Annotated in this window: 10 protein-coding genes; 9 read left to right on the forward strand and 1 reads right to left on the reverse strand. The window is 72.2% G+C overall.

Annotation, left to right across the window (positions count from 1 at the left end; genetic code table 11):
• The 6 genes from QJR14_02835 to QJR14_02860 all read left to right on the forward strand — a co-directional run.
• On the forward strand, window positions 1-241 hold a 241-nt coding region (locus tag QJR14_02835; protein MDI3316558.1), incomplete at its 5' end, for a hypothetical protein.
• Window positions 238-987: a VOC family protein gene (locus QJR14_02840; protein MDI3316559.1), complete on the forward strand. Its 750-nt coding sequence runs from the start codon at window positions 238-240 to the stop codon at window positions 985-987. The genes QJR14_02835 and QJR14_02840, both read left to right, overlap by 4 nt.
• Window positions 988-1,025: 38 nt before the next feature.
• Window positions 1,026-2,003, forward strand: a complete 978-nt coding sequence (locus tag QJR14_02845) for a helix-turn-helix domain-containing protein (GenBank protein ID MDI3316560.1) — start codon at window positions 1,026-1,028, stop codon at window positions 2,001-2,003.
• Between the two features lie 86 nt (window positions 2,004-2,089).
• Window positions 2,090-3,391, forward strand: a complete 1,302-nt coding sequence (locus tag QJR14_02850; protein MDI3316561.1) for an ABC transporter substrate-binding protein — start codon at window positions 2,090-2,092, stop codon at window positions 3,389-3,391.
• 230 nt (window positions 3,392-3,621) lie between these two features.
• Window positions 3,622-4,455, forward strand: a complete 834-nt coding sequence (locus QJR14_02855; GenBank protein ID MDI3316562.1) for a sugar ABC transporter permease — start codon at window positions 3,622-3,624, stop codon at window positions 4,453-4,455.
• Window positions 4,456-4,458: 3 nt separating this feature from the next.
• Window positions 4,459-5,325 (forward strand): carbohydrate ABC transporter permease, encoded by an 867-nt coding sequence (locus QJR14_02860; GenBank protein MDI3316563.1) that lies wholly within the window; start codon window positions 4,459-4,461, stop codon window positions 5,323-5,325.
• Between the two features lie 57 nt (window positions 5,326-5,382).
• On the opposite strand, the gene asnB is transcribed toward QJR14_02860, so the two are convergent.
• On the reverse strand, window positions 5,383-8,070 hold the full coding sequence (gene asnB / locus QJR14_02865; protein ID MDI3316564.1) for an asparagine synthase (glutamine-hydrolyzing): 2,688 nt from the start codon (window positions 8,068-8,070) through the stop codon (window positions 5,383-5,385).
• Between the two features lie 476 nt (window positions 8,071-8,546).
• Between asnB and QJR14_02870 the strand changes: the two genes are divergently transcribed.
• The 3 genes from QJR14_02870 (at window position 8,547) to QJR14_02880 (ending at window position 10,694) form a co-directional block, all read left to right on the forward strand.
• The gene (locus tag QJR14_02870; protein MDI3316565.1) at window positions 8,547-9,689 is read left to right on the forward strand and encodes an FAD/NAD(P)-binding oxidoreductase; all 1,143 of its coding nucleotides are present in this window, start codon (window positions 8,547-8,549) and stop codon (window positions 9,687-9,689) included.
• Between the two features lie 27 nt (window positions 9,690-9,716).
• On the forward strand, window positions 9,717-10,295 hold the full coding sequence (locus tag QJR14_02875) for a hypothetical protein (protein ID MDI3316566.1): 579 nt from the start codon (window positions 9,717-9,719) through the stop codon (window positions 10,293-10,295).
• 159 nt (window positions 10,296-10,454) lie between these two features.
• Window positions 10,455-10,694 carry a sulfurtransferase TusA family protein gene (locus tag QJR14_02880; protein ID MDI3316567.1) on the forward strand — a complete coding sequence of 80 codons (240 nt, stop codon included), beginning with the start codon at window positions 10,455-10,457 and terminating at the stop codon, window positions 10,692-10,694.
• Window positions 10,695-10,874 lie beyond the last annotated feature (180 nt).

Genomic DNA, 10,874 nt, shown 5'->3' on the forward strand with positions numbered 1-10,874 from the left:
GCTCCCCGCCCAGGGGGGTACGGCCGCAGCCGGCGTTGCGGAGGAGTGGCTCCGGAGGCTGGGCGAGCTCTTCCTTCCCGACCTGCTCCTGGAGCGGGCCCGGGAAGGGGCGGAAGAGCCCGTCCCCCTGGCCCGGGGCCGGAGCGCCCGCGACGGCAGGCCGACCGCCTACGTCTGCCGCGGGCGGAGCTGCCTGGCCCCGATGGTCCGCTGGGCCGAGATGGAGCGGGCGCTGCGATGATCCGCCTGGACCACCTGGTCCATGCCGTCCGGGAGTTGGAGGGCGCGGCGGAGGAGGCGGGGCGGCTGGGGCTCCGCTTCGTGCCGGGCGGACGGCACCCCGCCTACGGCACCCGGAACGCCCTCCGGTACGGGCCGGATCTGGCCTACTGGGAGCTTCTGGCCTTCGAACGCTGGCCGGAGGAGCCCCCGGCGGCGGGCGCCGCCTTCGTCGACGAAGCCTGGGCGCGGTTGGCCGGGCGCGGGCCCGGCCTGGCCACCCTCGCCCTGGGGAGCGACGACCTGGAGGCGGAGGTCGGGCGGCTCCGGGCGACCGGCCTGAGGCCGGCCGACCCCCGGCCGGGCGAGCGGCGGAGCCCGCAGGGGGCCGTGCTCCGCTGGCGAACGGTGGAGGTGACCGGGTGGCCGCCCCTGGCGGGGCCGCGGCCCTTCCTCATCCAGCACCGGGGGAGCGAGGCGGAGCGGCGACGCCTCCTGGAGGGCTTGGGCTTCCTGGCAGGCGGGGGAGGGGAGGGACCGGCCCTGGTCGAGCTCCGCTGGCCGGTGCCCCACCTGCAGGTGGCGGAAGAGGCCTACACCCTGCTCCTGGGCCGGGAGGCGAGGGAGGAGGGGGGCGGCTCCGGCCGGCCGGCCTTCCGGCTGGGGGGGTGTCGCCTGCTCCTCGTGGCGGAGCCGGCCGCGGCGGCGGTCCGCCTGGAACCGCCGGTCCGCGCGCTCTGGCAGGGGGTGGAGCTGACCGGCGGCTGAGCCCGGGTGCGGTCGACCCGGGCGAGGGGGGTCGGCTCTTGTTCTCGCCCGAGGAAGACTTCGGCCTTCTCCTGGCCCGCCACCGGAGCAGGCTGGGGATGAGTCAGGCGGCGCTGGCCGGGCTGGCCGGCTGCTCGAGGCAGTACGTCGCCCAGCTGGAGGCGGGTCGCAGACGGCGGCCCTCTCTCCGTTCGACCCACGCGCTGGCCAACGCCCTGCAGCTGGCGGGGGAAGAGCGACGCGCCTTCTTCGCGGCGGCCGGGCATGGCGCGGGCGCCGGCCCGCTGCCGCCCGCGGGCGCCGCCTCTCCCGATTCGCCCGGGCCGGAGCGGTTCGCCGAGCTGATGACGATGAGCGTCGCGGCCGCCCAGGCCACCCGCCTGCCCGCCTATGTCCATGACAGCCTGTGGCGGCTGCACGGCTGGAACCGGCGCGCCGTGGAACTCTTCGAGGTGGATCCGGGGCGGGTGGTGCCGGGGGAGCTCTCCATCCTGGACTTCCTCTTCGATGCCGGTTACCGGCGGCGCTTCCTCCGCTGGGAGACGCTGGCTCGGGCGGCGCTCGCCCAGTTCAAGCGGGACAGCCGCGCTCGCATCCGGCAGCCGGAGGCGGCCGCCCTCCTCCGCCGGCTCCGCCGGCTGCCCGACTTTCGCCGGCTCTGGGCGACCGTGGAGGCGGCGCCGGACGGAGCGCCGACGCTGGCCTTCTCCCTCCGGCACGCGGGGCTGGTCCTGCACCTGCGCGTCCTCCGCCTCCGGGTGCTGGACCACGCGGACGTCTGGTTCAACGTCTTCCTGCCGGCGGACCTCGCCGGGAGGCCGGGGCGGGAGGCGGCCTCCGAGGCGGAGGCGGTCCGGCGAGACGCCGGTCCGTCGAGCCCGGGCCTCCTGCCGGCTTCCGCCCCCGGAGCGGTGGGCGGGCCTGTCGATCTGTCCGTCGGCGATCCGCGCGACCGACGGCGGCCGTCCGCCGTCCGGGCGGCGGCGCACGCAACGGCGGCCGCAGGCAGGAAATGACTTGCCGCCCTGGGCAGGGTTCCATCCTGCATCTCTCGAAGCAACCGGTCGTCGTCAAGAGGATTTCTGGAAGCGAGGTGACCACCATGCACCAGCGCACCATGCACCGGCGCTCTCCCCTGGGACGCCCCCGCGGAGGGCGCGCGCTGCCCGTCGTCGCCTCCTTGCTGGCGGCGGCGCTTCTCCTGGGAGCCTGCGGCGGGGGGAGTGCCGGGACGGGCGCCAACGGCGGAAAGGCGGGCGGCGGAGCCGCCTCGGCGCCGGTGGAGCTGACGGTGATCGCGGGCTGGGCGGGCGCCGAGCAGAGCCAGTTCATGCCTGTGCTCAAGGAAGCGGAGAAGAAACTCGGCATCAAGATCACCTATCGCATCTACCGGGCGGAGGACCTCGCCAACGTCCTTCCGCCGCAGTTCCAGGCTCAGCAGGCCCCCGGCGACGTGATCTTCATGTGGGACTGGTGGGTGAAGCAGAACCACCAGTACGCGGAGGACCTGACGGACATCTGGCAGCCCCAGGCGAGCCAGTTCACGGTGCCAGCGGCGGAGGTCGACGGGAGGGTCTACGCCCTGCCCTATGACATGAACGTCAAGCCGGGCTTCTGGTACCGGAAGTCGTTCTTCGAGAAGAACGGCCTCCAGCCGCCGAAGACCTGGGACGAGTTCCTGGCGCTCCTCGAGAAGATCTCCAAGATCCCCGGCGTCCGGAAGCCCATCGTCAGCGGGGACGGGACAGGTTGGCCGCTGACCGACGAGACCGAGCACTTCCTGATCACCTTCGGCGGGCCGGAGCTGCAGAAGGACCTGATCGCGGGCAGGGTGAAGTGGACGGCCCCCCGGGTCCGCGACATCTTCCAGAGCCGCCTGATCCCGGTCCTCCAATACTCGAGCGCGCCCATCGAGTGGACCCAGGCCATCGACCTCTGGTGGAACGGGCAGTACGCGCTCTACTTCATGGGCAACTGGATCACGGGCATGGTGAAAGACCCCAACGACCTGGGCTTCTTCCCGTTGCCCGGCGCCAAGGGTATCGTCGGCGCCACCGACTACCTCTTCGTGCCCAAGTACGGCGCGCACGTGGCCGAGGCCAAGAAGCTGGCCGCCTTCCTCATCAGCCGGGAGGGCCAGGCGCTCCGCGTCCGGCAGGGCGGGGGAAAGCTCTCGCCGCGGCGCGACGTGCCGCTGGACCAGGCGCCGGCGGTCGACCGCATGGTGGCCGAGCAGATCAAGGGGATGGAGATCCTGCCGGACCTGGACGACTCGATCGGCGGCGACTGGCAGCGTCTCTTCTGGGACCAGCTGAAGCTGCTCTGGGTCCAGCCGAGCTCTCTGGACCGCGTGCTGAGGACCCTCGAGCAGGCGCGTGAGCAGCAGTCGACCAGCGGAAAGTAGGAGCCGCCTGGGGGGCCGCCCGCCCGGGAAGGCCCGGGGAGGCCCGGGGAGGGCGGCCGTCCCGATGGGCGGTGACGAGCGGGCACCCGGTGCGGGCCGAGCCGGCCCGCCGGGTGCCCTGCAGCGAGGAGGCGATGGGAGTGGCGCGGAGCTCCGCGGCACTGGGGCACCCGCGTCCGCATGCACGCGGGGCGACGGACACCCTGCTCTTCGCCGTGCCGGCCCTGGTGATGATCGCCGTCGGCATCGTCTGGCCGGCGGTGCAGACCATCGGCCTGGCCTTCGTGGACGCGCACGGTCGCTTCGTCGGCCTGCAGAACTTCGTCTCCGTCCTGCAGAACCCGGAGACGGTCGATCTGGGCCGCTTCCCCTTCCACAGCCCGCCCTGGGGCTCGCTCCTCCACAACGCGGTCTGGATCGTGCTCCACCTGCCGCTCTCGGTGATCCTGGGCCTCCTGCTGGCGGTGCTGCTGCAGCGCGCCCACGGGGCGGCCTTCCTCAAGGGGGTGGTCTTCCTGGGGATGGTCATCCCCATGATCGTGGGGGGAGTCCTGGTCCGCTTCCTCTTCGATGAGCACGCCGGCGTGGTCAACGGGGTGCTGCGGGCGGTGGGACTGGCGGCCTGGGCGCGGACCTGGACGGACTACCCGCAGACCGCGCTCTTCGCCCTGATCCTGGGCTCGGTCTGGCTCTGGACCGGCTTCGCCATGCTCCTCTACAGCGCCGGCCTGACGGCCATCCCGCGAGACTACTACGAGGCCGCGGCGGTGGACGGCGCGAGCCCCTGGCAGCAGTTCCTCCACGTCACGGTGCCGGGGCTGCGGCCGATGACGACGGTGATCGTGGCCATGACCGTCCTCTGGGAGCTGAAGCTCTTCGACCTCGTCTACACCGCCACGCTGGGCGGCCCGGGCGGGTCGACCCTGGTGCTCGCCCTGCAGATGTACTTCTACGGCTTCCGCGCCCTGGACCCGAACCGGGCGGCCGCGGTGGCGACGCTGCTCTCCCTCCTCACGCTGGCCGTGGGGGTCGGATTCGTGCGGAGCTCCAGGGAGGGGGCGTAGCCGGTGGGGGATCGGGAGGACCGCCGCCGGGCGGGGGGCGCCCGGTGGCGGTGGCGCGACGTGGCGCGGGACGTGGTCGCCTGGCTCGTCGGGCTGATCTGGATCGTGCCCTTCCTCGGCATCCTGATGAGCGCCCTCCGCCCCCAGGAAGAGCTCCTCGACGGGTGGTGGAGCCTCCACCCGCTGACGCTCTCCTTCCGGAACTTCGCCGCCGCCTGGAACCACCCGTCGGTGCCGCTGAGCTCCGGCATCCGGAACTCGCTCACCGTCGCCATCCCGGCCACCGTCCTGCCCGTCCTGCTGGGCGCCATGGCGGGCTACGGGCTCCTCCGCTCCCGCTCTCGGGCGCGCTCGCCGCTCTTCGTGGTGGTGGTCTTCCTGCTGGCCGTCCCGCAGCAGATGGTGGCCATCCCGCTCTTCAAGCTCCTGGTCCAGCTCCACCTGATCAACAGCTTCGCGGGGCTGGTGGCCGTCCACACCGCCTGGGGCCTTCCCTGGATCGTCATGTTCCTGCACAACTACTTCGCCACGCTGCCCGCCGAGCTCGAGGAGGCGGCCCAGCTGGACGGCGCCTCGCGGATGACCATCTTCTGGCGCCTCGTCCTGCCGCTGGCGCTGCCGGGACTGGCCGCGGCGGCGGCGCTCCAGTTCACCTGGGTCTGGAACGACTTCTTCTTCGCGCTGATCACCATCTACGACCCGTCGGAGCTGCTGGCGACGCAGCGGATCCCGCTCATGCGCGGCCAGTATCTGGTGGACTGGGGGGTGCTGAGCGCCGCCTCCGTCCTGGTGATGGCGGTGCCGGTGCTGGTCTACACCCTTCTGCAGCGGAACTACGTGCGCGGCATGGTCGGCTGGACGCTCCGCTAGCCGGCTCCCGCCGCTGCACGGATTCCCGGGACGGCGGCGGCCTCCGGCGGCGGGCGGTCAGCCCGGAGACCCGCCGCCCGCCGCCGCGGCCGGGGAGGCCGGCGAGGCGGCGGGGGCCCGGTCCAGCCGGCGGAGCCAGGCGAGCGGCGTCTGCTCGCTCCCCTGGCCGAGGGGGTTGTCCCGGAAGAGCGAGGCGACGAGCGCCGGGTCGGTGCCGGCGCTGGTGCCCAGGACCTCCACACCGATGTCGTTGGCGTCGACGACGGCAACGCCGACCCGCGCGCCGTACCGCGCCCCCAGCCAGTCGGCCAGGCGCTGGGCCACGCGCCCCGGCTCCGCCGGGGGCAGCTTGGCGTGGCCGTTGTACGGCGGGATGGTCCCGGCGGTGGGCCCGTCGATGGCGGAGACGCGGTGCCCCGCCACCCGGTAGAAGAGACCGCGCACGCCGAGGAGGCGGCCCACGGCGCCCGCCGCAGCCGCCAGGAGGATGCGGGGCGCGCCCGCGGTCCGGAGCGCCAGCTCCATGGTGGCGGGGATTCCGAGGCCGATGCCGGAGGCGGTCCGGCGCACGAAGCGCGAGAGCTGGACGGCCAGCCAGGAGGTCTTCACCTCTTCCACCGGAAAGGAGCGCCCCTGGCTGATGGCGACCACTTTCTCGCTCAGGGCGAGGATGTCGCCCCCCGCCGGCACGGCGCCCGCCTCCTCCAGAGCCTCCGCCAGCACCTCTTCCAGCCGGTCCCCGGAACGGACCAGGCGGGTGGTCAGGGGGAGGCGCGCCCAGATCCCGCCGTCCACCGGCGAGTGGGCCAGCAGCTGCCGGCCGGCGTGGGCGGGATGGCCGTCGATCAGCGCCTCGGCCTGCTTGGCCGCAGCCGGCTCCAGGCTCCGGGCGGCCACCCGGTCGCCGAGGGCGAAGGGGTCGGCCGGTCCGGCGGGCGGCTCGGCGGGATCGATGAAGCTCCGCATCCAGAGCTCCAGGTTGATCGCCCGCCAGAAGAAGAACGAGTCCTCCAGCCTCCCCTCGCAGGCGGCGGCGAAGGCGTCGGCCACCGCCGGCCCGTCCCACCACGGCCGCGCGGCGAAGCTCGGCGAGCGCAGGAGGCTCTGGATGGAGGCCCGGCGCGCCTTCAGCCAGCGCATCTCGGGTGTGGTGAAGCCCACCTTCCAGCGCCGCAGCCGGATCCGCTCGGGCAGGATGCCCTTCATCGCGCGCCGGAAGATGGCGCGGCTCCAGCCGCCGTCGATGATCGCCTCGGGCGGCAGGCGCAGGATGTACTCCACCAGCTCCTGGTCGAGGAAGGGCAGCCGGGACTCGACGGAGTGGGCCATGGAGTTCCGGTCCTCGTAGCGCAGCAGCGAGGGGAGGCTGAAGAGCGTCAGGTCCTCCAGCAGCCGCCGCTTCAGGTCGTCCTGCGCCGGCCGGATGCGCGGCGGCCGCACCCGCGCCAGGAAGTCCGGCCGGAGGAGGCGCCGGACCGGCACGCTCCGGCGGCGCTGCGCCAGCCGCCGCCGGACCAGCGGCGCCAGCAGGTCCCGCGACGCCCACGCCTCCCGCAGCAGCCTTCCCCAGCGACGCTGGCGCAAGAGCTGCCGCAGGTAGACGAAATGGTAGGGGACGTAGCCGGCCAGGAGCTCGTCCCCGCCCTGGCCGTCCAGGGTGACGCGCACGTGCTCGGCCGCCAGCCGCATCACACACCACTGGGCGTAGGGGCCGGTGCTGACCGTCGGCTCCTCCTGGTGCCAGACCAGCTCGCCCAGCTCCTCGACGAAGCGGTCCGAGCGCGGACGGACCTCGTACCCCTCGGCCGGCACGTGCTCCAGGACCGTCTGGACATACGCCCGTTCGTCGATGGGGTCGCCGTCGAACAGCGCGGAGAAGGTCTTGAGGCGGTCGCCCAGCGAGGCGGCGTCCGGGGCGCCCCGCCGGAGCAGGCGGTCTTCGACGCAGACCACCGAGCTGGAGTCGAGACCGCCGGAGAGGCAGGTGCCCACCGGGACGTCGGCCACCAGCCGGCGCTCCACCGAGCGCTCGAAGAGCTCCAGGAAGCGGCGCGGATCGGGATCGGCATCCTCGCCCAGGCGCGGCTCCCAGTACCGCTCCACCCGCATGCCGCCAGCGTCGACGACGACGCGGCAGGCCGCCGGCACGCGCTGGATGCCGGCGAAGAACGTCCCCTCGTCGTGCTCGTGGTAGCCGTACAGGAGGTACTCGTAGACGTGCTGCTCGTCCGGCCGCCGCTCCACCTCGGGGCTCTGAAGAAGCGACTTGATCTCGGAGGCGAAGAGGAGCCGGCCGGCGGCCCGCGTCCAGTAGAGCGGCTTGATGCCGAAGTGGTCGCGCGCCAGCACCATTCGCGGCGCCGGGCCGCGCAGGTCGAGGAGGGCGACCGCCCACATCCCGTTGAAGCGGGGGAAGCAGTCCTCCCCCCACTCCTCATAGGCGTGAACGATCACCTCCGAGTCGGAGGCGGTGCGGAAGGTGTGCCCGGCGGCCGAGAGCTCCGCCCTGAGCTCGCGGAAGTTGTAGATCTCGCCGTTGTAGGCCAGCTGGACCCGACCGTCCTCGTTCCCCATGGGCTGGTGACCGCCGGCCAGGTCGATGATGGAGAGCCGCCGGAAGCCCAGGCTGCCGGCGGGCGACTCGAAGAAGCCGTGGTCGTCGGGACCGCGATGGCGGAGCACGTCCGTCATCGCCTCGAGCCGTGGCCGATCCGGTGCGCCCCAGAAACCCGCGATCCCGCACATGGACGATGCTCGACCCCTTCTCCGACCGCAAGATGGGTGGACCGCGCAGCGGCTGGCCACCGGCGGGCGACCGGGCGCCCCCCATTATGCCATGAAGCCGGCGCGTACCCGCCCCGGCCTCACCTTCCAAGGCCAGGAAGGACCCCGGAGCATCCGGACCGCCGATGGCGGCCGGAGAACCCAGCCGAGCCGGGGAAGGACCTGGGCCCATTCCACATGGCAGGTGGCGACATAGAAACAGAAAACTGTCCGGAAAATTGCGGATACCCAGGATGCAATGGGATTTCAAAGCCCCATTGACATAGGGTCTAGATCTGATACAGGGTAGGGTATCGACCCGATACAGCGGACAGTAGGGGATAATCAACAAGTAATAATACATTCATCACAACTCGGGCCAGTCCGCTGCCCGGGCAGGCTCCAAAAGGGATTTCGCGGCCCATCCATTCTTTCAAGGGAGAGGAGACGTCAGCCGGATGAGAGGACGCGTGCTGTTCCTGGGGGCGGGCGTCGGCGGGGTGATGGCGGCAAACCGCTTGGCCCGACTGCTGCAGCAGGAGCTTCATGACGGCGAGGTCGAGATCGTGATGCTGAGCGAGACCGACACCCATTTCTACCAGCCCAGTCTTCTCTACACGGCCTTCGGCGAGGCCAGACCCGAGAACTATCAGCGCCCGCTGCGGCGGGTTGTGGTTCCCGGGATCCAGGTGGTAACCGACCCCGCCGTGCGCATCCTGCCCGACGAGCGCGTGGTCCTGGGCCGGAGCGGCAAGCGCTGGGAGTACGACTTCCTGGTCGTCGCCACCGGCTCGCACCCCGATCTGGACTCCATCCCGGGGCTGCGCGAGGGCGCCCACACCTTCTACCTGCCGGCGGAAGCCCAGCGTCTTCGCCAGGCGCTGGACGATTTCGACGGCGGCCGCGTGGTGCTCAACGTCAACGTCCCGCACAAGTGCCCGGTGGCGCCGCTGGAGTTCGTCTTCATGCTGGACGACCGGCTCCGCAAGGCGGGCAAGCGGGAACGGGCGGAGATCGTCTACACCTACCCCATCGGCCGGCTCCACTCGCTGGAGCCTGTGGCCAACTGGGCCGCCGGCGCCTTCGAAGAGCGGAGGATCCGGGGGGAGACGCTCTTCAACGCCGAGGAAGTCGACCCGGTCCACCGGCGCGTCCGCTCCATGGAGGGCGAGGAGGTCGAGTACGACCTCCTGGTGGTGGTCCCTCCCCACCGGGGCGCCCAGGTGGTCCGCGACTCCGGCCTGGGCGACAAGGACGGCTGGCTCCCCACGGACCGGCAGACGCTGAAGATGAAAGGGCAGGACCGGATCTACGTCCTGGGCGACGCCACCGACCTGCCCATCTCCAAGGCCGGTTCGACCGCGCACTACGAATCCGAGGTGGTGGCGCGGAACCTCGCTCATGAGCTGCGCGGCGAGGCGCCCAGCTCCCTCTACGACGGCAAGGTCTTCTGCTTCGTCGAGACCGGCAAGGAAGACGCCACCTACGTCAGCTTCAACTACCGGAACCCGCCCCAGCCGGTTCGCCCGACCGCCACGGTCCACTGGTTCAAGCTGGCCTTCAACGAGATGTACTGGCTCTCGCTCCGCGGCTGGGTCTGAGAGCCCGGGAGAAGGGGGGAAGACGGGATGTCGACCGTCGTCTCGCAGGGCGTGCCGTCGCTCTCGCCCGAGCGTCAGGAAGAGCTGGTCTCGTTGGTCAACGCCCTCCGCGAATCGCTCACCTCCGAGAGCGTCCAGAGCCTGGTCCGGCTCGGCACGCAACTGGGCGAGCTGGCGGACGTGGCCACGCGGCCGGGCATGGCCTCGCTCGTGGAGGAGCTGTCGGAGACCGGCCCTGCGCTGGAGCGGCTCCTCGGCCTGCTCCGGGAGCTGGAGGCCAACGGCGGGATGCGCCGCCTGGAAGAGTTGCTCACCCTGGTCAAGGCCATGGCCGACGCCCTCACGTCGGAGAGCGTCACCGGCCTGCTGAGCCGTCTTCTGCCCTGGCTGGAGCTGCTCGACCGGCTGGGTGACAGCGCCCTGGTCCGGAAACTGCCGGCCTTCCTGGATGCGCTGGACCAGTGGGTGGCCGAGCCGCCCTCGCCGCAGGAGCGGGGCGGTCTGCTCCGGCTGGTCCGGGCGGCGCGAGAGCCGGAGATCCAGGACGTGCTGACCGCCGGGCTCCATCTCGCACGCCGGATGGCGCCGGTGCTGCGCGCCGGCTGAGCAGGGGAGAGCGGCCGGCCCGCCCGGGCGACCGGGCGGGCCGGGCTGGTCTTGATCCCGTCGTGGAATCGGGTCGCGCCGACCCGGGGGCGACTGAGCGGCAGGAGGAGGCCCGAAGGGCCGGACCCCGCCAGGCTTGACCAGAAGGAGGAGCATGGGATGGCGGACTATACGGTTGACCGCGAGATCGACGCCCGCGGGAGCTTCTGCCCGGGACCGATGATGGAGCTGATGCGCGCCATCCGTTCCGCGCAGGTGGGAGAGGTGATCGCCATCCTCTCCACGGACCAGGGCTCCCGCAAGGACATCCCCGCCTGGGCCCGGAAGGCTGGGCACGAGTTTCTGGGCGTCGAGACGGTGGACGGCTACGACCGCATCGCCGTGCGGAAACGGAAGTAGCGCGAAGCGGATCAGGGGTCCGCCGCCCGTCGCGGGCGGCCTGACCCTCGCGCCGGATCCGGACCCGGGCAGGGAAGCCGCCAGGCGTGCCCGGGTCCGGTCGTCTCAGTCGCCCCCGGGTCGGCGCGACCCGATTTCCGGGAGGGCCGCGCGCCGGTGACGTACCCTTCCTCGGGGGTC

This window comes from Bacillota bacterium, from assembly GCA_029961055.1.
In the GTDB taxonomy this organism is placed as follows: Bacteria; Bacillota; Sulfobacillia; order JAIMAT01; family JAIMAT01; genus JAIMAT01.

What these genes read in the sequence shown, in the direction of transcription:
- QJR14_02840 (MDI3316559.1), top strand. Translation starts at nt 238, where the DNA reads ATGATCCGCCTGGACCACCTGGTCCATGCCGTCCGGGAGTTGGAGGGC.
- QJR14_02850 (MDI3316561.1), top strand. Translation starts at nt 2,090, where the DNA reads ATGCACCAGCGCACCATGCACCGGCGCTCTCCCCTGGGACGCCCCCGC.
- QJR14_02855 (MDI3316562.1), top strand. Translation starts at nt 3,622, where the DNA reads ATGATCGCCGTCGGCATCGTCTGGCCGGCGGTGCAGACCATCGGCCTG.
- asnB (MDI3316564.1), bottom strand. Translation starts at nt 8,070, where the DNA reads ATGTGCGGGATCGCGGGTTTCTGGGGCGCACCGGATCGGCCACGGCTC.
- QJR14_02870 (MDI3316565.1), top strand. Translation starts at nt 8,547, where the DNA reads ATGAGAGGACGCGTGCTGTTCCTGGGGGCGGGCGTCGGCGGGGTGATG.
- QJR14_02875 (MDI3316566.1), top strand. Translation starts at nt 9,717, where the DNA reads ATGTCGACCGTCGTCTCGCAGGGCGTGCCGTCGCTCTCGCCCGAGCGT.
- QJR14_02880 (MDI3316567.1), top strand. Translation starts at nt 10,455, where the DNA reads ATGGCGGACTATACGGTTGACCGCGAGATCGACGCCCGCGGGAGCTTC.